Genomic DNA, 22,880 nt, shown 5'->3' on the forward strand with positions numbered 1-22,880 from the left:
TCAGCTCCGTCGTTGTGCGCGCGCTAAAAGGGCATTGACGAGGGCCGCGGCGCCGGTCGCGTTGTCGACCGTGATGACGAAGTCCCGGCCGTTGTCGAGCCTGAGCCACAGCGAGTCGCCGGTCCGCAGCGCGATGGCGTGCCGCCCGGGCATGACACGGTACCCGAGCCCGCCCAGCTCCACGAGATTCGCCCAGCGGGCGGAAGCCGTACGGATCCGGTCCAGCCGGATACGGCGGCGGAGGACCGGCAGCACGGCGGGGGCGATCACCACGCCGTTGTCGTCCACCGACACCCGTACGGTGCCCATCAGGATCAGCGCCACGGCGAACGGGAGCGACGAGAAGAACCACGACGCGCTCGCCCCGCCGGGGTTCATGATCCCGCCGGTGACCCCCACAAGGGCCAGGACGGTGCCGGCCCCGGTCATCCACCGGGGGCCCGCGATCCGCGCCCAGACGGCTCTCTCGCCGTCCGCGAGAACGAGGGGGTGGGGGGTCTCCCTCTCGGGGGTTCTGTCTGTGTTCACACCTGGGTCCTCCTTGCCAGTACGTAGCCGATTCCCGACGCGCAGGCGGCGGTGACGGCGGCGGCGGGCAGCTGCCCGGCCAACTGCCAGCCGGGCAGGGGCTGTTCGGACAGTCGCTGTGCGGTGGAGAGATAACCGGTGAGACCGGCCAGGGCCCAGGCGAGTACGCAGTGTGCCTGCCGGCCGCGCAAGGTGCCCGCCATGAGATACACGGGATAGCCGAAGAACAGGGCCTCCACCAGGAACAGGGCACCCGTGGCCGGGGCGAGCCCTCCGGTCAGCGCGGTGTGGACGACCGCGGCGAGAAGGAACGGAGCGACGACGACCGAGGCGCGTGCCGCTCCGGACAGGGCCCAGACGCTGTTCCGGTCGGGTTGGGTACTCATGACGGTTCATCACCTCCCGGGTTGTACATATCATTCCCCTCCAATGAGAACAACACATACAGCCGTCTCAACCAGTCATCTCGACCAGCTGTCTCGACCGGCTATCTCGGTCTGACCTCTCAACCGGCCTTCTGCCACTGGGTGTTGTCCGTGACGGAGAACTGGTTGACCTTGCCGTCGACGACCTGGACCGCGCGGTACGCGGTCGAGTCTCCCGTGCTGAACGACAGCAGTACCCACTGCCCGTCGGCCGACGCGTTGTTGCCGGAGGCGGGGGTGACATCCTCGGCCTTCAGTTCGGCCGTGGAGAGATCCTTCATGGCGTCGGGGGCGCTCGCCTTCTTTCCGCCCGCGCACACGCCGATCCCGCCGCCCCGGAGTTCGTTCGACTCCAGCGCGCAGGCTTCGGTCCACTTGGACTTGGCCGCGAACTTGAAGTGCTCTTCGGCCAGTTCGCTGTCATTGCCGCTTCCGGAGCAGCCGGAGGCTAATGCCAGAACGGCGAGGGTGCTCAGGGTCACGAGGGTGCGTCCGCGGTACGGAGTGTGTCCGGCGCGGGGCGTACGGGTTCTCTGCATCACAACTCCCTTTGTTAGGGTAACGCTATAACAAGTAGAGTGATGCAGGCAATGACGCGTGTCGATCCGGAGGCGCCCCAAAGACGCCCCAGGGACGCCGTCCGGATCACACACACGAACGCCGCACGTCCTACCGCTCCTACCGCCCCAACCGCTCCGTCAGGAAGTCCTCCCAGGTCCGCTTCCCCACGGCGGCGTCCCGGAGCGACAGGTTGCCGCCGGCCCGGTAGGCGCGGCCGGCCTTTCCGGGGATACGGACCGGCACCGTCATCCGGCGCTTGCCCCTGCCCCGCGCCCGCAGGTATCCGCGGGTCAGCTCGGCCATCCCGTACACCGTCGGCCCGGCCAGGTCGGGCACCCGGCCGGACGGCTCGCCGAGGCTCAGCTCCACCAGCCGGGCCGCCACCTCGCGCGAGTCGACCGGCTGGAAGCGCAGTCCGCCGGGCGACGGCACCACCGGCAGCTTTCCCATCGTCCGCACCACGGTCAGGACCAGGTCGTGGAACTGGGCGGCGCGCAGTGTGGTCCAGGGCAGGCCGGACTCGGCGATGGCCCGCTCGGCGTCGGACTTGGCCTTGAAGTAACCGAGGGGTACGGCGTCCGCGCCGATGACGGAGATGTACACCACGTGCCGCACCCCGGCGCGCGACGCGGCCCGCACCAGGTTACGGGTCGCCTCCGCATCGCCCTTGGGGCCGCCCGCGAGGTGCAGTACGGTCTCGACGCCGGCCACCGCGGCCTCGATGCCCTCGTCCTTGAGCAGGTCGCCGACCACGTACTCGACGCCGTCCGCGGACTCGTGGCTGTGCCGGGTGAGGATCCGCAGGTTGTGGCCGGCCGCCCGCAGGAGGGGGACGACATGGCCGCCCAGTGTTCCCGTGCCGCCGGTGACCAGGATGGTTGTTGACGTCATGGCTGCTCCAAGGCTTGTCTGTGGTCGGGATTTCCGGATCTGCCGCTATGACCCCCGGCGACGAAGGAATGTGACACGTGGACGCACAGGATTTGCTGGCAGCGCGTTTCGAGGAGCATCGGCCCCATCTGCACGCGGTGGCCTACCGGATGCTCGGCTCGGTCAGCGAGGCCGATGACGCCGTCCAGGAGGGCTGGTTGCGCGCCGACCGCGCCGGCACCGACGGGGTCGAGAACCTCGGTGGGTGGCTGACCACGGTGGTGGCGCGCGTATGCCTGAACATGCTGCGCTCGCGCCAGAACCGGCGCGAGGAGTCTCTCGACGTACGGGTGTCCGATCCGGTCGGCGAACCGGATTCCGGGGGCGACCCCGAGCGGGAGACGCTGCTGGCCGACTCGGTCGGGCCGGCGCTGCTCGTCGTGCTCGACACACTGACGCCGGCCGAGCGCCTCGCCTTCGTCCTGCACGACATGTTCGCCGTGCCCTTCGACGAGATCGCCCCGATGATCGAGCGGTCCCCGGCCGCGACCAGACAGCTCGCCAGCCGCGCCCGCCGCCGGATCGGGAAGGGCGGCGAGGGTGGTACGGGCGGTACGGGCGGCGAGGGCGGTACGGGCAGCGCGGGCGGTACGGGCAGCGCGGGCGGCGAAGGCGGCACGGGCGGCAAGGGCGCTACGGGCGGTGCCTCCGGCGCCGATCTCGCTCGCCAACGTAAAGCCGTCGACGCCTTCCTGGCCGCCACCCGCGGCGGTGACTTCGACGCCCTGGTCGCCCTGCTCCACCCCGGCGTGGTGCTGCGGGCCGACAAGGCGGTCGTACCCACCCCCACCGCCCTTTCCCTCAGCGGCGCCCACACCGTCGCGAAGGGCGCGATGGCCGCCATGGAGCGGGCCCGGTCCACCGGAACCGTACTGATCGACGGAGCGGTCGGACTGGCGATGGTCCGTCGTGGACGGTTGTTCCTGGTGCTCGTCTTCACGATCATGGACGACCTGATCACCGAGATCGACGTCATCGCGGAACCCGACCGGCTCGGCCGGCTCCACCTCGCCCTTCTCGACGGCTGAGTTCTGGCGCGCGCCCGCGCTCCCTCCCCGAAGCCGGAGGGGGCGCGGGCCCCGTAACACGTCCTACGGCTCCAGGATGTGCCGCAGATACGCCTGCGGTTCGGCGAGATAGCGGCGCCAGTGGTCCACCAGGCCCAGCTCCCCCCAGGCCACCCGGCGCATGCCGTGTTCGCCGACCTCGATGATGTCCGCGCCCGGGAGCGCGGTCAGCAGGGGGGAGTGTGTCGCGCAGATGATCTGGCCGCCCTCCTTGGCCAACCGGTCGATATGGCCGATCAGTTCGAGGCAGGAGGAGAAGGAGAGCGCCGCCTCCGGCTCGTCCATGACGTAGAGCCCGGCGTCCAGGAACTTCCCCCGGAACGCGGCGAGGAAGCCCTCGCCGTGGCTGACCGAGTCCGGCGCGAAGCCCTCCCGGTCGAGGGCGTCCATCGCGGTCTCGGCGCGCAGGAAGAAGCCCTTGCGGGCCGACCAGCTGGTGACCATACGGCGCCCGCGCGGCGTCGCGTCGAACTTCATCCGCTCGCCGAGCGCCGACTTGTCGCGCGCGGAGGCGTAACGCCAGTCGTGGGAGCCGCCGTACGAATCGAGCCCGAACCCCTCGGCCAGCGCCTCGACCAGGGTCGACTTCCCGGAGCCGTTCTCACCGACCAGGAAGGTCACGGGCGCGGTGAACCGCAGCCCCTCTTCCAGTAGCTGCCGGACGCACGGCACCGACCAGGGCCAGGTGTCCTCGGTGTGCGGGTGGTGCGGGGAGAGATGGGCATACGCGCGTTCGACGATCACCCGACCAGTGTCCCTCAGGGCGATGCTCCGGGCGGGGCTCCGGGCCGGGCTCCGGTCAGTGGTGCCAGGGCAGCCGTACGGGGGTGGCGGGCACCCGGCCGGTGAGCAGGGTGGCCACCAGACCGTGCAGGCCGAACGGGTGGACGGGCTCGTCGCCCCGGCCCGCGGCGAGTTCGTCCAGGGACCACCAGTGGTGGCCCGCGTGGAGCGCGCGTTCGTCCGCGAGCTGCCCGCTGATGTCGACCCGGTGGGTGGTGACCCGGTAGTGGAAGAAGCTGTCCTGGCACGTTCCCGCGGCCCAGCCCATGTCCGCGAAGCCGGAGGTCTCCGCGACCACCGGCCCGAGCGCGCCGGGCGCGACGGACAGGCCCGTCTCCTCGCGCAGCTCGCGCGCCGCCGCCTCGGCCAGGGTCTCGCCGTCCTCGACACCGCCGCCCGGGGTGCACCAGCCGTGGCCCCGCTCGGGGGCGCCCGCCGCGACGAGGAACTTGAGGAGCAGGACCCGGTCCGCCGCGTCGAGCAGTACGACACGGGCGGCCCGGCGGAGGGGTGTCTCCTGACTGGTCATCCGTCGATGCTATTGCTCCGCGCCGGCGTCGGGGGCGCTGTCGCAGGGAAGCGTTCTAGGGTGGCGTGGGCGGGGCGATCCCGTATCGGAGACGTGTGCGCGGGAGGTGGCTGTCGTGGCCGATGTGATCGTCGTGGGTGCCGGGCCCAGCGGGCTGCTGCTCGCGGGGGATCTCGCGGCGGCCGGGCACTCCGTGACGCTGGTCGAGCGCCGCGCCGAGCGCGTGGGCAATCTGACGCGGGCTCTGGTGGTCCACGCGCGGACGCTGGAGCTGCTGGACGCGCGAGGGCTGGCCGACGAGCTGGTGGCGTGCGGGAATCCGGTACGGAAGGCGCGGCTGCCGGCGGGCGGGTCGCTCGATCTGTCGCGGCTGCGCAGCCGGTTCCCGTTCATCCTGGTCGTCGGTCAGTACGAGGTGGAGCGGCTCCTCGAACGGCGGGCGCGCGAGGCCGGGGTGGGCTTTCTGTACGGGACGGAGGTGACCGGGCTCCGGCAGGACGCCGACGGGGTGGAGGTCGATGTGGACGCGGCGGCCGACGCTGCCGAGCCCGATGAGGGCGCGGGCGCGAGGCCGGGGCGCCACCGCCGTACGCTCCTCGCCTCCTACGCAGTCGGCGCCGACGGGGCCTCCAGCATCGTCCGGCGCACCCTCGGGCTGCCCTTCCCCGGCTCCGCCGTGATCAGCTCCATGGTGCTGGCCGATGTCCGGCTGGCCGAGGAGCCGCCCGCGCCGATCCTCGCCGACGCGGACGCCGAGGGCGGCACATTCGCGCTGATCGCCACGTTCGGGGACGGCTGGTACCGCGTCATGAGCTGGAGCCGTGACCGCCAGCTGCCCGACAGCGCGCCCGCGGGTCTCGACGAGGTACGGGAGAACGCCCGGCGGGCCCTCGGCTCCGACTACGGCATGCACAGCCCGCGCTGGATCTCCCGCTTCCACAGCGACGAACGGCAGGTCCCGCACTACCGCGTGGGGCGCGTCTTCCTCGCCGGGGACGCGGCGCACGTGCACTCCCCGGCGGGCGGCCTGGGCATGAACACCGGCCTCCAGGACTCCGCGAACCTGAGCTGGAAGCTCTCCGCCGTGCTCGGCGGGCGCGCGGGCGGCAGGGTCCTCGGCGACGCGCTGCTCGACACGTACGACAGCGAGCGCCACCCCGTCGGCGCGGCGGCGCTCCGCGCCAGCGGGACCCTCATCCGGCTTGCCCTGACCGGGTCGCGGCCACTGCGCGGACTGCTGACGGCCGGCGCCCGGCTGGTCGCCCACGCCCACCCGGTCACCGACCGCGCGCTGACCAGGGTCTCCGGCATCGGCATCGCGTACCCGGCCCCCCGCGGCGCCCACCCGCTGACCGGCCGCCGCGCCCCGGATCTGGTGCTGCGCGGAACCCCCGGCCGGCTCTACGAGGCGCTGCGCGCCGGCCGGTTCGTCCTGGTGGGCCCCGCCGGGAACGCCGCCGTACGGGAGTCGGCCCGGGAGTCCGTACGGCCCGACGGGCCGGTGCTGTACGCCGAGTCCGCCCGCAACTCCCACCGCACACTGCTGATCCGACCCGACGGCCACATCGCCTGGGCCTCCAACCACCCCGACCCCTCCGGCCTGCGCCGAGCCCTCACGGAGTGGGGCCTCGCCGGAAGCCACTCGTAAAGAACCGGCGGCGGCGAACCCCCTGGGCCCGGCCCGTCTCCGTACCCGATCATGGCCGCATGGCACTGATACGCACCCTGGCCCGGGCCGACGCGGACCTGGCCGCCGGACGGATCCCCATGGCGCGCCAGCGGTTGCGCGGGCTCGTCGCCTCCTACCCCACCGATCCGGCACCGCGCCGCGCGCTGGCCGAGGTCTACCGGCTGTACGACGACCCGGCGGAGGCCGGCCGGTGGATGTATCTCGAAGAGGACCGCGACGAGGCCGAGACCGCCGCCTTCGAGGCCCGGTACGAAGACCCGGCGCGCCGGATGCGGGCCCTCGCCTGGGCCGGGCCCGAGTCGCTCGCCGGATCCGCCGTCGCCGCCGAGCGGCTGGCGGCGGTCCGGGCCGCCTGCTCGGCGGCGGTCGGGCGCCCCGTCGAGTGGGGCGCCGTACCGCGTACCGGCGACCGCGTGTACGACAACGGCGCACAGCCGGCCGGGCCGCTCCTGCGGTTCATGGAGGACGCCGGGTGCTTTCTGCTGGTGTGCGTGCTGGTGGGGATCTGGCTGGTGGGCCTCGTCAGCCTCATCAGGCTCCTGGGCATCTTCGGCTGACGCCCGCCACCGTGGTGCGGCGGGCGTCAGCCGGCCCGGGACAGGGGCAGCCGGTCAGCTGTACGGGATGCGTACCACTGACTGGTTGCCGGTGCCCACCGTGCTCGCGCCGCCGCCGATGGCGTTCCAGATCTCGATGCGGACCTTGCCGTTGACGAGGTTGCCGAGGGTTCCGGTGGCTGATTTGAGGCCCTGGGCCTGGGTGTAGTGCTCGTAGCCGGGGAGGGGGTCGGTGGCGAAGTACTGGTAGGTCTCCGTACGGTCCCAGACGCCGCTGCCCGTACGGTCGTAACTCACCCTGACCTGAACGCCGTTGCCGACCGTCGTGCCCGCGTCGACGAAGAGGTCGAACTGGGTGGCGCCGCCGTTGTACGTGCGGGTGATGCCGCTGGAGGTGAAGACCTGCGGGTTGCGCGGGGTGCCGTCGGAGTTGACGCCGCCCGCGGAGGTGAGGGTCGCGGACGAGGCCGAGCCCGAGGAGTTGCCGAGCGCGGCGCCGGGCAGCGCGTAGAGGGTGGACGATCCGGTCGACGGCGGCGGAGTGGTGGTGCCGCCGCCACGGGTCCACACGCCGACGTAGTCGACCAGCATGGAGTGGCCGGGGACGGTCGCGGCGGTCGGTGTCGGGCCGCCGAGCGCGTCGGGGAAGGCGCCGCCGATCGCCAGGTTGAGGAGGAGGAAGTACCCGGCGTGATCCGTCATGCTGGCCCAGGACGTCGCGTCCATCTGGTTCTGGCGGACGGTGTGGTACTGCTGGTCGTCCACGTACCAGCGCAGCTCGTTCGGGGTGACCGAGCGGTCCCACTCGAAGCGGTAGGTGTGGAACGCCGACTGGCAGCTCGCCCCGGGACAGACGCGGCTGGCGCCGATGCCGGTGGTCTCGTTGCACGGGCCGCCCGGGTTGACGCCGCAGTGCAGCACGCCCCAGACGGAGTTGAGACCGTTGACGTTCTCCATGATGTCGAACTCGCCTATCGCGGGCCAGTTCCAGTAGTTGCCCCGGTACGGCGCGCCCAGGGCCCAGAAGGCCGGCCAGTAGCCGGCCGCCGCCGCGCCGGTGACGTTCGGCATCTGGAGCCGGCTCTCGATACGGAGTGTGCCGCCGGCCGGGGCCTTGAAGTCGGCGCGCTTGGACTCGATCCGGCCGGAGGTCCAGTTCCCGGCGCTGTCGCGGAGCGCGGTGATACGGAGGTTGCCGTTGCCGTCGAGGCTGAGGTTGTCGGGGCTCGCGGTGTAGTTCTGGATCTCCCCCGTACCCCAGTTGGCGGGGCCGCCGGGGTAGCTGTGGCCGGTGTCCGTCTGCCAGTTGGCGGCGGAGGGGAGGGCGCGGTTCGCGCCGTTGAAGTCGTCGCTCCACTGGAGGTCCCAGCCGGGCACGGTCGGTACGGCCCCCTGCGCGGTCCCGGCGCCGCCGAGTCCGACGAGCCCGGCGAGGGCGACGGTCAGGGCGAGGGCGGCGGCGAGGAAGGGGGTGCGGTGGGCTGAACGGTGGGGGGTGGGGCGCGGGCGTTTCGTGCGGGTCGTTCTCATGGGGGAACACCTCCGGTGCGGTGCGGATGGTGCGGTGGGGATGGCGCAGTGGGGATGGTGCGGTGGGGGAGACTGCCGGTGAGCCGTTGAGAGCGCTCTCAACCAGTCTTGTAGTGGCAGCGCGCCCACCCCGTCAATGGGCCCGAGGGGTCCGCTTGCCTTGACGCCCACGTCAAGTCCTACCGTCGGAGACATGCGCATCGGCGAACTGGCGGAGCGGGCCGGGACCACCACCCGCACGCTGCGGTACTACGAGTCACGGGGGCTGCTGCCCGCACGGCGTACGGGCAACGGCCACCGCACGTACGACGAGAGCGATCTGCGGCTGCTCCGGCAGATCAGGACCCTTCAGGACTTCGGGTTCGATCTGGAGGAGACCCGGCCCTTCGTGGAGTGCCTGCGCGCCGGGCACCCGGCCGGCGACGCCTGCCCCGCCTCGCTCGCCGTCTACCGCCGCAAGCTGACCGAGCTGGACGGTCTGATCGACCAGCTCCGTTCGGTACGGACCCAGGTCGCCGAACAGCTCGCGCAGGCGGAGGCGTTCAGGTCGGCGGCACCCGGCGTGGACGCGCTCGACACGGCGGCGGAACCACTGTGTGAGATGACCGCCGCCGTCGTCAGGGATCAGCGGGGGACGAAGGACAAGGGAAAGAAGGAAGGGGAAGCGAAGTGATCAAGATCGAGGGCGTCGACTCCGTGACGGACGCCGATTTCGAGGAGCGGGTGCTGCGCTCCGGCGGGCTGCCGGTCCTGGTGGAGTTCACCGCCGACTGGTGCCCGCCGTGCCGGCAGATCGCGCCCGTACTGAGCGCCGTCGCCGCCGAGGAGCGCGACCGGATCCGTATCGTCCAGCTCGACGTGGACACCAACCCGGCGACCACCGCGCGCTACGGCGTCCTGTCGATGCCCACGCTGATGGTGTTCCGCGCGGGCGAGCCCGTGAAGTCGATGGTCGGCGCGCGGGCGAAGCGCACGCTGCTGCGGGAGCTGGCGGACGTGCTGGAGGGCGGGCCGGAGGGCGGGCCGCGCTGACACGCGCCGCCGGACGGGTCATACGTCCGCTTTTGCCTGGTGGCGGGATCTCTGAGAGGTCCCGCCACCACACCGTGCGTTATTAATTCATGGTTACGAGGTTTGACGGGGCTCCTGTGACTCTTGACGCGCCCCCTACAAGCATCCACACTCCTCCTCATGAACGGTCAAGAATCCACAGAACCGGGCGCCGATGCTCCCCGCTGAACGGCATCGCCGGATCTGCGAGGCGCTGCGCGAGCAGCGGATCGTCTCTACCGAGGACTTCTCCCGGATGCTCGACGTCTCCCAGGAAACCGTCCGCCGCGACCTGGTGACCCTGGAGCGCCGCGGACTGCTCGTACGGGTGCACGGCGGGGCCACCAACACGCCGGGCGGCTTCGGGGAGGAAGCCCCGTTCGACGAGCGCTCCGGGATGGACCGGGGCGCGAAGGTCGCCATCGGGGTGGCCGCGGCGGCGCTGGTGCGGCCCGGTCAGACCGTGGTGATCGATGTCGGTACGACCGCGGTGGAGGTGGCCCGCGCGCTGCCCGCCGACTACCGCGGCACCGTCGCGACCTGCTCCCTGCTGGTCGCCGCCGAACTCTCCACCCGGCCCCGGGTGGAGGTCCTGGTCAGCGGTGGCCGGCTGCGCTCCGGCGATCTGGTGCTCTCGAACGCGCAGACCATGGCGTTCTTCGCGGATCTCCGCGCCGATGTGGCGTTCCTCGGCTCCGGGGGAGTGGACGCCTCGGCCGGACTGACCGATTTCCATCTGGACGAGGTGGCCACCCGGCGGCTGATCCTCTCCAACACCGTCCGCTCCTACATCCTGGCGGACGCCACCAAATTCGGCCGGGTCGCCCCGCATCGCGTGTGCGGCCTGGAGGAGGTCGACGGGCTGATCACCGATGCCCGTCCGTCCCCGACGCTGGAGTCGGGTGTGGAGCGCTCGGGCGGCGTGGTCGTCGTCGCGTAGAGCCCCACCGCACCCCATCAAACCCCACTCGGGACCTCGGTAAGCGAAAAGTGGTCAGGCGACGCGGCTACGTCACCTGACCATGATCGAAAAACCCTGCAATTCACCGCATAGGAGTCGATCGTGACCCAGTCTTCCACACCGTCCGAAAATACGACGGTCAACCCACCCGTTTCAGACATACCGCCAAGTAGCGGCGCCGACGGAGGCGCCACCGCCACCGTCGCCGCCGGCTACAAGCCCCAGTTCGCCCGGACGCTCAGCCGCTTCGAGTCCTTCGCGGTCGCGTTCTCCTTCATCTCCATCACCACCGGCCTCTTCACCACCTACGGCACCGTGCTCGGCTCCGCCGGCCCCGCCGGTATCTGGACCTGGCCGCTGGTCACCCTCGGTACGGTCCTGGTGGCGCTCGTCTACGGCATGCTCGCCAGCCGTATCCCGATCTCCGGCTACAGCTACCAGTGGGCCAGCCGGCTTGCCTCGCCCGTGCTCGGCTGGTGGTTCGGCTGGGTGTCGTTCGCGTTCCTCGCGATCGTCGTGGTCGCCGTCGACTACGGGCTCACACAGGTCGCGCTCTTCCCGCTGCTCGACATCACGTACACCGCGACCGGCGGCGCCATCGGCACCGTCATCGTGCTGCTGCTCCAGATGACCCTGATCATCTGGTCCACCCCCATCACCACCAAGATCAACAACCTGGCGGTGGGCGCCGAGATCATCGTCATGATCGGCCTCACCGTGCTGATCGCCGGCGCCGTGGTCTTCTTCGGCAAGGGCGACTGGAGCAACCTCGGTTCGTACGGCACGATCTCCGGTGACGGGTACTACGGATTCCTCGGCCCGTTCATGCTCTCCGCCCTGCTCGGCGCCTTCACCCTGGTCGGCTGGGAGTCGGCCGCCAACCTCGCCGAGGAGACCCACAACCCGAAGAAGGTCGTCCCGCAGGCCATGGTCCGCGCGATCCTGCTCAGCGGCGGTATCGGGATGCTCTTCCTCATCGTGATCACCGCGGGCGCCGGCAAGAACGTCGCCGCGCTCACCCAGGACTCGGCGCCCGTCGCCTCCATCATCGAGTCGACCGTCGGCAGCGCCGTCGCCACCGCCATGCTGGTCGTCGTCTGCATCGCCATCTTCGCCTGCGGCCTGGTCATCATGGTCAGCAACAGCCGGCTCGTGCACTCCATGGCCCGCGACGGCCGCGTGCCCTTCGCCGAGACCCTCAGCAAGGTGCCGCGTCCCACCGGCGGCCCGACCTTCGCCACGCTGACCGTCGCCCTCGCGTCCATCGGGATCGTCACCCTCTTCGCGGGCAACGAGGACGCGCTGCCGCAGCTGCTCGGCGCCGGCACCCTGATGCCCGCCATCCTGTACGCGGGCACGGTCGTCCTCTTCATCGCCACCCGCAGCAAGTACACCCCCGCCGAGGACGACTTCCAGCTCGGCAAGTGGGAGAAGCCCGTGGTCATCGGCGCCTCGCTCTGGCTGATCACCGAACTCTGCATCTTCATGATCCCGTCGGACTTCCGCGGCGCCCAGCAGTACGCGCTGGGCACCCTGGTCATCGGCGGTGTCCTCTTCGCCATCGTCTGGTTCACGCGCAAGGAGCAGCTCGTGTCGCAGCCCAGCCTGGAAGCCGAAGAGCTGTGACCGTCCTCACCATCGACCAGGGCACCTCGGGGACCAAGGCCCTCGTCGTCGACCCGGTGGACGGCGTGGTCGCCGTCGCCGAGGTGCCCGTCACCCCGGTGTATCTGCCGGGCGGCGGGGTCGAACAGGACCCCGAACAGCTGCTGGCCTCCGTCCTGGAGGCCGGCCGGCTGGCCCTGGAGAGGGCCGGCGGCCGGACCGTACAGGCCGTGGCCCTCGCCAACCAGGGCGAGACCGTCCTCGCCTGGGACCGGCGCACCGGCCGGCCCCTCTCGCAGGCGATCGTCTGGCAGGACCGCAGGTCGGAGGCGCTCTGTACGGGCCTGGCCGACGACAAGGAGTGGGTCGCGCAGCGCACGGGGCTGGTCCTCGACCCGTACTTCTCCGCGCCCAAGATGGCCTGGCTGCGCGCGAACGTCACCCGCGGCGGGGTGGTCACCACCACCGACACCTGGCTCGTCCAGCAGCTCACCGGCGCCTTCGTCACGGACGCGTCCACCGCCAGCCGCTCGCTGCTGCTCTCCCTCGACTCCGTCGACTGGGACCCGGAGCTGACCGCGCTGTTCGGGCTGGACGGCGAGGAGCTGCCCAGGATCGTCGCCTGCGACGAGATCGTCGGCACGACCACCGCGTTCGGCGGCGTGCTGCCCGTCGCCGGGCTGGTCGTCGACCAGCAGGCGGCCCTCCTCGCCGAGGGCTGCTTCACCCCCGGCACCGCCAAGTGCACGTACGGCACAGGGGCGTTCCTCCTCGCCAACACCGGGGACAAGGCGCTGCGCTCCACCTCAGGACTCACCTCGTCGGTGGCCTGGCGGGCCCGCGGCGAGACCCCGTACTGCGTGGACGGCCAGGTCTACACGGCCGCCTCCGCCGTACGGTGGCTCCAGGACCTCGGCTTCGTCGACACCGCCGCCGATCTGGACCGTACGGCCGCGAGCGACCCGGAGGGCGTGCTGTTCGTCCCGGCGCTGGCCGGTCTCGCGGCCCCCTGGTGGCGGCCGGACGCCACGGCGGCGCTCACGGGTATGACGCTCTCCACCCGCCGCGAGCACCTGGTGCTCGCGGTGCTCCAGGGCATCGCCGCCCAGGTCGCCGAGCTGGCCGGGCTGGTCGCGGCCGACCTCGGCGCGCCGCTGACCCGGCTGCGCGCCGACGGCGGACTCACCCGCAGCCGGGTGCTGATGCAGGCGCAGGCCGACCTGGCGCAGATCCCGGTGGACGTCTACCCGTCGCAGCACGCCACCGCGCTCGGCGCCGCCGCCCTCGCGCGGCTCGCGATCGAGCCGGAGCTGGGCCTCGAAGAGGCGGTACCGGCGTGGACGCCCGGCGTCACCTTCGAACCGGTCTGGTCCGAGGACCGGGCCCAGGACCACCGCGCCCGCTGGCGGGCGGCGGTGGACGCCACACTCCCGCAGGAGGAGCCGCATGACTGAGCACAGCCCGCCCGCCGGCCCCGGAGCCCGGGGGGAGGTGAACGAGCAGGCGAATGAGCAGGTGAACGAGAGCGTGTACGACAAGGTGTACGACGTGGCCGTGATCGGCGCCGGGGTCGTGGGCTCGGCGATCGCCAGGGACCTGTCGGGACACGACCTGTCCGTGGTCCTCCTCGACGCCCGCGACGACGTCGGCGACGGCACCAGCAAGGCCAACACCGCCATCCTGCACACCGGATTCGACGCCAAGCCCGGCACCCTCGAATCCCGGCTGGTCCGGCGGGGTTACGAGCTGCTCTCCGCGTACGCCGACGACACCGGCATCCCCGTGGAGCGCACCGGCGCCCTCCTCGTCGCCTGGACCCCGGAGGAGCAGGACGCCCTCCCCGGGCTGCGCGAGAAGGCCGTCGCCAACGGCTACGAGCACTGCGAACCCGTCACCGCCGAGGAGGTCTACCGGCAGGTCCCGGCCCTCGGGCCGGGCGCCCTCGGCGGCCTCACCGTCCCCGACGAGTCGATCATCTGCACCTGGACCACCACCCTGGCGCTGGCCACCGACGCCACGGCCCGCGGCACGACCGTGCTGCTCGGCCACCGGGTGGACGCCGTCGAGGGCGCGGAAGCGGGTACGGAAGGTACGGCGGCCGGCGAAAGCACGGCGGGTACGGAAGCGGCCCCCGGCGGTGACACCACCACCCTGCGCACCTCGCGCGGCTCCGTCACCGCCCGCTGGGTCGTCAACGCGGCCGGGCTCGGCGCCGACGCGCTGGACGGCCTCTTCGGCCACCGGCGCTTCACCGTCACCCCGCGCCGCGGCGAACTGCTCGTCTTCGACAAGCTCGCCCGGCCGCTCGCGGACCGTATCGTGCTGCCCGTGCCCAGCTCGCTCGGCAAGGGCGTGCTGATCAGCCCCACCATCTACGGGAACGTGATGCTCGGCCCCACCGCCGAGGATCTCACCGACCGTACGGACACCGGCACTTCGGAGTCCGGCTTCGAATTCCTCCGCACCAAGGGCACCCGGCTGATGCCCACGCTGCTGGAGGAGGAGGTCACCGCCTCGTACGCCGGACTGCGCGCCGCGATCGACCACGGCGACTATCTGATCGAGCCCAGCCCCGAGCAGCGCTATCTGCTGGTCGGCGGCATCCGCTCCACCGGGCTCACCGCGTCGCTCGCGATCGCCGAACACGTCCGGGGCGTCCTCGCCGAGGCCGGCCTCAAGCTGGAGCCGCGCCTCGACCTGCCGGAGCCGCCGCGCATGCCCAACCTGGGCGAGGCGTACCTCCGGCCGTACCAGGACGCCGCGCTGATCGCCGAGGACAGCGCCTACGGGCGGATCGTCTGCTTCTGCGAGCGGGTCACCGAGGGCGAGATCCGCGACGCGTACCGCTCCCCGCTGCCGCCCGCCGGACTCGACGGGCTGCGCCGCCGCACCCGGGCGATGAACGGGCGCTGCCAGGGCTTCTACTGCGGAGCCACGGTCGACGCCCTCATGGCCACCAAGGGCGGCACCTGTCAGGAGGCAGCCAAGTGAGCACGTCCCCCACCCCCGGGGCCGCCGACTACGAGGCGCTCGCCGCGGAGCTGGCCGTCACGGCCGCCGAGGCGTCCGCCCCCGAGCTGCTGACGCCCGACGTCGTGATCGTCGGCGCGGGCCCCGCCGGGCTCACCGCCGCCGCCGAACTCGCGCCGCGGTGCGGCACGGGCCGTGTCCTGGTCCTCGACCGGGAGGCGGCGGCGGGCGGCATCCCGCGCCACAGCGACCACACCGGTTACGGAATCCGCGACCTCAAGCGGGTCGTCACCGGCCCGGCGTACGCCCGTACGCTCGTGGACCGGGCCCGCGCCGCGGGCGCCGACATCCGTACGGAGGCCACCGTCACCGGCTGGTCCGGCGAGCGCTCCCTCGAAGTCACCACCCCCTCCGGGCGGCTGCGCGTCGACGCCCGCGCGGTCGTCCTCGCCACCGGCGCCCGGGAACGCCCCCGGGCCGCCCGGCTGATCCCCGGCGACCGGCCGGCCGGCGTCTACACCACGGGCCAGCTCCAGAACCTCGTCCACCTCCACCACCGCGAGGTCGGCCGGCGGGCCGTCGTCGTCGGCGCGGAGCTGGTCAGCTGGTCCGCCGTCCTCACCCTGCGCGAGGCGGGGTGCCGTACGGTCCTGATGACCACCGAGTACGACACCCCCGACGCGTACGCGGCCTTCCACGTACCGGGCCGCGCCCTGCTGAAGGAGGCGGTGGCCACCGGCACCCGGATCACCCGGATCATCGGGCACGGCCGGCTGGAGGCCGTCGAGGTGGAGGAGACCGCCACCGGGGTGCGCCGCACCGTCGCCTGCGACACGCTGATCCTCACCGGCAGCTGGATCCCCGACCACGAACTGGCCCGCACCGCCGGGCTCGATCTGGACCCGGGCACCAAGGGACCGCTGGTGGACACCGCGCTGCGCACCAGCCGCCCCGGCGTCTTCGCCGCCGGGAACCTGCTGCACGCGGTCGACACGGCCGACATCGCCGCGCTGGACGGGCGGCATGTGGCACGGCACGTACGGCTCTGGCTCGACGGACACCAGCCGCACGAGACCGCCGTACCGATCGTCGCGGACGAGCCGTTCCGCTGGGTCGCCCCGGGGCTGCTGCGCGTCGGCGACCCCGCACCGCCGCGCGACCGGCTGCTGCTGTGGACCGAACGACTGGTCCGGGTACCCCGGGTGACGGTACGTCAGGACGGTCGGCTGCTGAACCGCCGGGTGATCCCCTGGCCAGCCGCGCCGGGCCGGGTGTTCCGTGTTCCCTGGAATCTGCTGCGGAATGTCGACCCGAAGGGCGGTCCGATCCGTATCGGACTCTGACCGGGACACGAAAAGGGGCCGGTGGCACTCGCCACCGGCCCCTTTCCCGTGCCGGCGGGAGGCTCAGCCGATGGGCGCCGGCATCCGCACCACGTCGTAGGCGAGCCCGATCGTGTCGCCGGTGGCCGGGTCGCCCAGCTCGACCCGCCACCGGCCGGCGAACTGGTCGACGCCCTCGGTCATCGGGATCGTGCCCGAGATCAGCACCGTGCCCGGCACCAGATCGCCGCGCTCGCGCAGGACATCGGCCCAGTAGCCCGGGGTGAGCAGCTCCGCCAGGGTGCCGTCCTGGATGACGGTCTCCGCGCCGTCGTGGGTCACCCAGGCCCGGAGCGTCAGCTCGTCCAGCCGGTCCTGCACCTCGGCCAGCCGCCAGGCCCGCCGGGCGAGCACATCGGGGCCCGCGTTCTTGCTCCACGCCACCCCGTGCACCTCCAGTTCCCGGTCGGTGTGGTCGCACGCGGCCGTCAGCAGCAGCTCCCCGTCCCCGTCCACCACCAGCGCCCACTCCGCCTCGCCCGAGGTACGGCCGTGCTGGACGCTGACCCGGTCCGTGTGCTGCGCGAGATACGGCGAGACCGGGTAGAGGGCGGGCGTCACGGCCGGCGCGGGCACCCCCAGCTCGGCGAGTTCGGCCACATGCGCGGCGACATCGGCCTGGCCGCGTCCGGCGTAACCGGCGTTGAGCACCTGGACGACATCGACGGACCGGGTGGTGCCGTCGGGGAGTTCAAAAGTCAGCAGCGCCATGGGTGTTCTCCACATCGGTCGCGGTATCGGCGAGGTTAACTTTGCGCGGAAGGCTTGCGCATACGACCTGTATACAAGAAGTATGCCGGAAGGTCGACAGTGCGCCTCCCCAAGGACGGACATCGTGAAGAACAGCACAGGAACAGCCGCGGACACGGACGACGCGGGCAAGGACGACGCGGGTACGGACGGAAGTACGGGCGCGGACCTGAGTACGGCGGGCACGGGCGGCGGCCGGTCGGCCGTCCGCCGCGCCTTCTTCGCCAGCCTCACCGGCACGGCGCTGGAGTGGTACGACTTCGCCATCTACTCCGTGGCCGCCGCGCTCGTCTTCGGGGAGGTCTTCTTCCCCTCCGAGGACCCCGCCACCGGCACCCTGCTGGCCTTCTCCACCTACGCCGTCGGCTATGTCTCCCGCCCGCTCGGCGGATTCGTCTTCGGCCGCCTCGGGGACAAGATCGGCCGCAAGAAGGTCCTCATCGCGACCCTCGTCCTGATCGGTGTCGCCACCCTCCTCATCGGGCTGCTGCCCGGATACGCCACGATCGGCGTCGCCGCGCCCATCGCACTGGTCATCCTCCGTTTCGCGCAGGGCGTCGGTGTCGGCGGTGAGTGGGGCGGCGCCGTGCTGCTCTCCAGCGAGTTCGGCGATCCGCGCAAGCGCGGGTTCTACGCCTCGGCCGCCCAGATCGGCCCGCCCGCCGGCAACCTCATGGCCAACGGCGTACTCGCCCTGCTCGGCGCCGTTCTGACGGACGCTCAGTTCGTGTCCTGGGGATGGCGGGTGGCGTTCCTGCTCTCCGGTGTCCTCGTCGTCTTCGGGCTGTGGATCCGCGCGAAGCTCGAAGAGACCCCCGTCTTCCAGGCGATGGAGGCCGAGCAGACCCGCCCCGAGGCCCCGATCCGCGAGGTCTTCACCACCCACCCCCGCGCACTGACGGCCGCGATCCTCAGCCGGGTCGCCCCCGATGTGCTGTACGCGCTGTTCACCGTCTTCGTCCTGACGTACGCCACCACCGAGCTGGGCATGTCGCGCGGCTCGGCCCTCGGTGCCGTGCTCCTCGGCTCCTCCTTCCAGGTCTTTCTGATCCCGCTCGCCGGCGCCCTCTCCGACCGGATCAACCGGCGCCTGCTGTACGGGTGTTCGGCCATCGCCGCCGGTGTCTGGCCGTTCGTGTTCTTCCCGATGGTCGGCGGCGGGAGCTGGCCGCTGCTGGCGTTCGGTGTCGTGGTGGCCCTGGCCATCCACTCGCTGATGTACGGGCCGCAGGCGGCCTTCATCGCCGAGCAGTTCTCCCCGCGGCTGCGCTACACGGGCTCCTCGCTCGCGTACACCCTGGCCGGTGTCATCGGCGGCGCGGTGGCGCCGCTGCTGTTCACCGCGCTGCTCGACGCGTACGACTCGTGGCTGCCGCTGGGCCTCTATCTTGTGATCACGGCCGTGGTCACGATCATCGGACTGTCCCTGGGCCGCGACGCCGACCCGGAGGAGGAGTCCACCGCCCCGGCCCCCGCCACCGAGCCCACTCCCGTGTCCGCCCCCGCACCCGCATCCGAGTAAGGAACGGCCCCATGCGCATCGCCCTGAGCCAGCTCACCACCGGTCCCGACCCCGGGCGGAACCTCGCACTCCTCCGGGCGGACGCCCGGCGCGCGGCCGACGGCGGCGCCCGCGCCGTCGTCTTCCCCGAGGCCGCGATGGCCTGCTTCGGGACGCCGCTCGCCCCGCTGGCCGAACCGCTCGACGGACCGTGGGCCACGGCGGTGCGCGGGATCGCCGCAGAGACCGGGCTGGTCGTCGTCGCCGGCATGTTCACCCCGGCCCCCGACGGCAAGGTCGCCAACACCCTGCTCGCCACCGGCCCCGGAGTGGAGGCGTCGTACGACAAGATCCACCTCTACGACGCCTTCGGCTACGCCGAGTCCGACAGCGTCGCGCCGGGCCGCGAGATCGTCACCATCGAGGTCGACGGCGTCCGGATCGGCCTCGCCACCTGCTACGACGTCCGCTTTCCCGAGCTGTTCAGGGCCCACGCCGACGCCGGGGCGGCCGTCTCGCTGCTCCTCGCCTCCTGGGGCGCGGGTCCGGGCAAGCGCGAGCAGTGGGAGCTGCTGACCCGGGCGCGGGCGCTCGACGCCACCAGCTGGCTGGTCGCGGTCGGCCAGGCCGACCCGGCGGCCTCGGAAGCCGTTGCCCCGCCCCCGGGCAACGCGCCCACCGGGATCGGCCACAGCGCGGTCATCGGCCCCGACGGCACCGTACGGCAGCGGCTCGGCGCGGAGCCCGGTCTGCTGCTCGCGGATCTGGACCTCGACGAGGTCGCCGCCGTCCGCCGGACCGTACCGGTCCTGGCCAACCGCAGACTGCCCCTGACCTGAACCTCCCGGGGGCTCCCGGGCCGCCCGGGAGCCTCTTTGGGCGTCAGCCCGCCAGCAGCACCTTGAGGGTCGTCTCCAGGTGACCGTCGATCGCGGCGCACGCGGCCGGCCGGTCACCGGAGGCGATCGCCTCCAGGATCGCCCGGTGCTCCGTCAGCACCGCTTCCTGCCGGCCCTGCTGGTTGTAGAGGGCGACCACCCCGGCCCGGATCTGCCGGCTGCGCAGCCCGTCGTAGTGCCGGCTCAGCAGCTCGTTGCCGACCGCCGCCACCATCGTCGCGTGGAAGAGATGGTCCACCGCGATGAACTCCTTGGCCTGGTCGGGCCGGCACAACGCGCGCTGCCGCTCCAGGAGTTCGGCCAGCTCGGCCAGCGGGGCCCGGCCCTCGGGGATGATCCGCTCGGCCGCGTACCGCTCGACCAGCCCGCGCAGCTCCATCAGTTCGGTGATCTCGCGCCCCGACAGGGGGACGATCTGCGCCCCGCGCTTCGGGACCAGCCGGACGAGATCCTCGGCGGCGAGCAGCAGAAGCGCCTCCCGGATGGGGGTGCGGGAGACGCCGATCCGGTCGGCCAGCTCCTGTTCGGAGAGGAACTCGCCCTGCCGGTCCGGGTCGGTCAGGACGTGCTCCTTGAGGAACGCGTACGCCTTCTCCCGCCCCGACGTCATGATGTCTCCCGCGGTCGCGACCATTGCATACAACGAGTATACGGGCGCCGTTCGTACATATGGGCGTGCGTGCGGGCGCACAGAAAAACCCCGGACCGAGGGCGGCCGGGGTGAGCGTCGTGCGTAGCCGGAGAAGACGTATCCGGGTATGCTGAGTGATTCATGCCCTGATCAAGTCAGGTGCAAACTCATAGCGTTAAGCAACAGCGTATCGAACAGGGGCTGAATTGTCAACCGAGGACTTGCAGGACGAACAGCGGTTCGTCTCCCTCCTCTACGCGCGCCTCGATGCCCTCAGGGAGCGGGCCGGGGCCGCGGTCGAGGCGACGACCGGGCAGGTCACCACCGTTCGCCAGAGCCGTGTCGAGCGGGACATCCGGGTGGCGGAGGACTCCGGACTGCTCGCCGCGCTGAACGCCGTGGAGTCCGGCCTCTGCTTCGGCCGGATCGACCTCGGGCCGGCGGACGCCGGGGCCGACGGCACCGGAGCCGGCGGCGCGACACACCACATCGGCCGGATCGGGATGCGCGCGGACGACCGCGAGCGCACCCCGCTGCTGATCGACTGGCGGGCCCCGGTGGCCCGCCCCTTCTACCTCGCCACCGGCCACACCCCGATGGGGCTGCGCCGCCGGCGCCATCTCACCACCCGGGGCCGCGAGGTCACGGCGCTCCACGACGAGATCATGGACCTCGGTGACACCACCCGCACCGGCCACGAGGACCCGGACGCGGACGCCGTGCTGCTCGCCGCGCTCAACTCCGCGCGTACGGGCCGGATGAGCGACATCGTCCAGACCATCCAGGCCGAGCAGGACCGCATCATCCGCGCCCCCTACCAGGGCGTCCGGGTGGTCGAGGGCGGCCCCGGCACCGGCAAGACCGCCGTCGCGCTGCACCGGGCCGCTTATCTGCTCTACGCCCACCGCGAGCAGCTGGCCCGCCGCGCGGTGCTGATCGTCGGGCCGAACCCGGCCTTCCTCGGCTACATCGGGGAGGTGCTGCCCTCCCTCGGCGAGACCGGAGTGCTGCTGGCGACGGTCGGCGAGCTGTTCCCCGGAGTGGTCGCCACCGGCACGGACACCCCCGCGTCCGCCGAGGTCAAGGGCCGCGCGGAGATGGCGCGGATACTCGCCGAGGAGCTGGCCGCCCGGCAGACCCTGCCCGATCCCGTACTGGAGATCGCCCACGAGGAGTACGGCACCCTCACGCTCGACCGGGACACCGCGGCCGAGGCCCGGCAGCGCGCCCGTGACACCGGTGAGCCGCACAACCTCGCCCGGCCGGCCTTCGCCTTCCGGATCATCGACGCGCTGACGGCGCAGCTCGCCGAGCGGATCGGCGCCGACCCGCTCGGCGGCCCCAACCTCCTCGACCCCACCGACATCGCCCAGCTCGGCAAGGAGATCGCCACCAGCCCGGAGGTCCAGGCCGCGATCGACACGCTCTGGCCGACGCTCACCCCGCAGGAGCTGGTGGCCGGCTTCCTGGCCGAGCCCGGGGACCGGCTCTCCGCGCGCGACGCCGCCGCCGTACGCCGGTCCGGGCCGCGTACCGGCGCCGACGCCATCGACGACTGGACCCCCGCCGACGTACCGCTGCTCGACGAGGCCGCCGAACTCCTCGGCGAGGACGACTCGGTGGCCCGCGCCGCCGCCGCGCGCGAGCGCCAGGAGCGGATCGCCTACGCGCAGGGCGTGCTGGAGCTGTCGTACGGCTCCCGCACCCAGGAGTTCGAGGACAAGGAGGACGAGGACTCGGAGGTGCTCGGCGCCCACGACGTCATCGACGCCGAACGGTTCGCGGACCGCCACGAGGAGGCCGACACCCGCAGCGCCGCCGAGCGCGCCGCCGCCGACCGCACCTGGGCCTTCGGCCATATCGTCGTGGACGAGGCACAGGAACTCTCCGCGATGGCCTGGCGGCTGCTGATGCGCCGCTGCCCCAGCCGCTCCATGACGCTGGTGGGCGACCCGGCCCAGACCGGCGACGCGGCGGGCTGTGACTCGTGGCGGCAGATCCTCGGCCCGTACGTCGGGGACCGCTGGGAGCTGTCCAGGATCGGCGTCAACTACCGTACGCCCGCCGAGATCATGGCGGTCGCTGCGGAGGTACGGCGCACCGCCGACCCCGACTTCGAGCCACCGACGTCCGTACGCGCCACCGGTCAGGAACCGGACGTACGGTCTGTGGAGACCTCCCAGCTCCTGCGGACGGCGGCCGGGATGACGACGGTCCGGCCGGGCGGGGGCCGGCTCGCGGTGATCGCGCCGCCCGCCCTGCTGCCGGGTCTGGCCGCCGAACTCCCGGACGCCTCCTGGGGATCGGCGCCCGATCTCACCCGGCCGGTGGTGCTGCTGGACGCCCGGCAGGCGAAGGGGCTGGAGTTCGACACGGTGGTCGTGGTCGCTCCCGAGGCCATCATGGCCGGCTCGCCGCGCGGCACCAACGACCTGTATGTGGCGCTGACACGGGCCACACAGCGGCTGGGTGTCGTACGGGACGCGAGTGTGCCGTCACGGCTGCCGTCACTGCGGGGGTGAGACGGCAGG

At 72.2% G+C, this 22,880-nt stretch carries 22 protein-coding genes; 13 read left to right on the forward strand and 9 right to left on the reverse strand.

The annotated features are described in order from the left end of the window. The 4 genes from DVK44_RS24930 to DVK44_RS24945 all read right to left on the reverse strand — a co-directional run bounded on the left by DVK44_RS24930 (position 1) and on the right by DVK44_RS24945 (position 2,405). Positions 1-528, reverse strand: a complete 528-nt coding sequence (locus tag DVK44_RS24930) for a hypothetical protein (protein ID WP_114662013.1) — start codon at positions 526-528, stop codon at positions 1-3. Further along, positions 525-914: a hypothetical protein gene (locus tag DVK44_RS24935; RefSeq protein WP_114662015.1), complete on the reverse strand. Its 390-nt coding sequence runs from the start codon at positions 912-914 to the stop codon at positions 525-527. The genes DVK44_RS24930 and DVK44_RS24935 overlap by 4 nt, the downstream gene beginning before the upstream one ends. A 119-nt stretch (positions 915-1,033) precedes the next feature. Continuing rightward, positions 1,034-1,492, reverse strand: coding sequence for a hypothetical protein (locus DVK44_RS24940; RefSeq protein WP_114662017.1), 459 nt, complete (start codon positions 1,490-1,492; stop codon positions 1,034-1,036). Positions 1,493-1,631: 139 nt separating this feature from the next. After that, a complete protein-coding gene (locus tag DVK44_RS24945; protein ID WP_114662019.1) occupies positions 1,632-2,405 on the reverse strand; it encodes an SDR family oxidoreductase in 774 nt (257 codons plus the stop codon). 77 nt (positions 2,406-2,482) lie between these two features. On the opposite strand from DVK44_RS24945, the gene DVK44_RS24950 reads away from it, so the two are divergent. Next, the gene (locus DVK44_RS24950; RefSeq protein WP_114662022.1) at positions 2,483-3,472 is read left to right on the forward strand and encodes a sigma-70 family RNA polymerase sigma factor; all 990 of its coding nucleotides are present in this window, start codon (positions 2,483-2,485) and stop codon (positions 3,470-3,472) included. Positions 3,473-3,535: 63 nt separating this feature from the next. On the opposite strand, the gene DVK44_RS24955 is transcribed toward DVK44_RS24950, so the two are convergent. Continuing rightward, entirely contained in the window at positions 3,536-4,255 is a 720-nt protein-coding gene (locus tag DVK44_RS24955) for an AAA family ATPase (protein ID WP_114662024.1), read from the reverse strand. 55 nt (positions 4,256-4,310) lie between these two features. Next, entirely contained in the window at positions 4,311-4,823 is a 513-nt protein-coding gene (locus tag DVK44_RS24960) for an NUDIX hydrolase (protein WP_114662026.1), read from the reverse strand. Between the two features lie 115 nt (positions 4,824-4,938). On the opposite strand from DVK44_RS24960, the gene DVK44_RS24965 reads away from it, so the two are divergent. Continuing rightward, positions 4,939-6,471 carry an FAD-dependent monooxygenase gene (locus DVK44_RS24965; RefSeq protein WP_228447363.1) on the forward strand — a complete coding sequence of 511 codons (1,533 nt, stop codon included), beginning with the start codon at positions 4,939-4,941 and terminating at the stop codon, positions 6,469-6,471. A gap of 59 nt (positions 6,472-6,530) precedes the next feature. Beyond that, positions 6,531-7,070: a DUF6584 family protein gene (locus tag DVK44_RS24970; RefSeq protein WP_114662030.1), complete on the forward strand. Its 540-nt coding sequence runs from the start codon at positions 6,531-6,533 to the stop codon at positions 7,068-7,070. Between the two features lie 54 nt (positions 7,071-7,124). Here the strand turns inward: DVK44_RS24970 and DVK44_RS24975 are convergent, their stop codons facing one another. Further along, on the reverse strand, positions 7,125-8,600 hold the full coding sequence (locus tag DVK44_RS24975; protein ID WP_114662032.1) for a glycoside hydrolase family 16 protein: 1,476 nt from the start codon (positions 8,598-8,600) through the stop codon (positions 7,125-7,127). 193 nt (positions 8,601-8,793) lie between these two features. Between DVK44_RS24975 and DVK44_RS24980 the strand changes: the two genes are divergently transcribed. The 7 genes from DVK44_RS24980 (at position 8,794) to DVK44_RS25010 (ending at position 16,529) form a co-directional block, all read left to right on the forward strand. Next, positions 8,794-9,273 (forward strand): MerR family transcriptional regulator, encoded by a 480-nt coding sequence (locus DVK44_RS24980; RefSeq protein WP_114662034.1) that lies wholly within the window; start codon positions 8,794-8,796, stop codon positions 9,271-9,273. Next, entirely contained in the window at positions 9,270-9,632 is a 363-nt protein-coding gene (locus tag DVK44_RS24985; RefSeq protein ID WP_114662036.1) for a thioredoxin family protein, read from the forward strand. The genes DVK44_RS24980 and DVK44_RS24985 overlap by 4 nt, the downstream gene beginning before the upstream one ends. A gap of 193 nt (positions 9,633-9,825) precedes the next feature. Then, on the forward strand, positions 9,826-10,590 hold the full coding sequence (locus DVK44_RS24990) for a DeoR/GlpR family DNA-binding transcription regulator (protein WP_114662038.1): 765 nt from the start codon (positions 9,826-9,828) through the stop codon (positions 10,588-10,590). 123 nt (positions 10,591-10,713) lie between these two features. Then, positions 10,714-12,237, forward strand: a complete 1,524-nt coding sequence (locus DVK44_RS24995; protein WP_228447364.1) for an amino acid permease — start codon at positions 10,714-10,716, stop codon at positions 12,235-12,237. After that, positions 12,234-13,670, forward strand: a complete 1,437-nt coding sequence (locus DVK44_RS25000) for an FGGY family carbohydrate kinase (RefSeq protein ID WP_114662078.1) — start codon at positions 12,234-12,236, stop codon at positions 13,668-13,670. Before DVK44_RS24995 ends, DVK44_RS25000 begins: the two co-directional genes overlap by 4 nt. Beyond that, positions 13,663-15,207 (forward strand): NAD(P)/FAD-dependent oxidoreductase, encoded by a 1,545-nt coding sequence (locus DVK44_RS25005; protein ID WP_114662080.1) that lies wholly within the window; start codon positions 13,663-13,665, stop codon positions 15,205-15,207. Before DVK44_RS25000 ends, DVK44_RS25005 begins: the two co-directional genes overlap by 8 nt. 86 nt (positions 15,208-15,293) lie before the next feature. Continuing rightward, a complete protein-coding gene (locus DVK44_RS25010; RefSeq protein ID WP_114665421.1) occupies positions 15,294-16,529 on the forward strand; it encodes an NAD(P)/FAD-dependent oxidoreductase in 1,236 nt (411 codons plus the stop codon). A 63-nt stretch (positions 16,530-16,592) separates the two neighbouring features. On the opposite strand, the gene DVK44_RS25015 is transcribed toward DVK44_RS25010, so the two are convergent. Beyond that, the gene (locus DVK44_RS25015; protein ID WP_114662082.1) at positions 16,593-17,279 is read right to left on the reverse strand and encodes a DUF2848 domain-containing protein; all 687 of its coding nucleotides are present in this window, start codon (positions 17,277-17,279) and stop codon (positions 16,593-16,595) included. A 208-nt stretch (positions 17,280-17,487) separates the two neighbouring features. Between DVK44_RS25015 and DVK44_RS25020 the strand changes: the two genes are divergently transcribed. Then, positions 17,488-18,840: an MFS transporter gene (locus DVK44_RS25020; protein ID WP_228447673.1), complete on the forward strand. Its 1,353-nt coding sequence runs from the start codon at positions 17,488-17,490 to the stop codon at positions 18,838-18,840. 11 nt (positions 18,841-18,851) lie between these two features. Continuing rightward, positions 18,852-19,658 (forward strand): carbon-nitrogen hydrolase family protein, encoded by an 807-nt coding sequence (locus DVK44_RS25025; protein WP_114662086.1) that lies wholly within the window; start codon positions 18,852-18,854, stop codon positions 19,656-19,658. A 43-nt stretch (positions 19,659-19,701) separates the two neighbouring features. On the opposite strand, the gene DVK44_RS25030 is transcribed toward DVK44_RS25025, so the two are convergent. Next, a complete protein-coding gene (locus DVK44_RS25030) occupies positions 19,702-20,328 on the reverse strand; it encodes a GntR family transcriptional regulator (RefSeq protein ID WP_114665422.1) in 627 nt (208 codons plus the stop codon). Between the two features lie 227 nt (positions 20,329-20,555). Between DVK44_RS25030 and DVK44_RS25035 the strand changes: the two genes are divergently transcribed. Further along, entirely contained in the window at positions 20,556-22,871 is a 2,316-nt protein-coding gene (locus DVK44_RS25035) for a HelD family protein (protein ID WP_228447365.1), read from the forward strand. Positions 22,872-22,880 lie beyond the last annotated feature (9 nt).

This window comes from Streptomyces paludis (assembly GCF_003344965.1).
GTDB lineage: Bacteria > Actinomycetota > Actinomycetes > Streptomycetales > Streptomycetaceae > Streptomyces > Streptomyces paludis.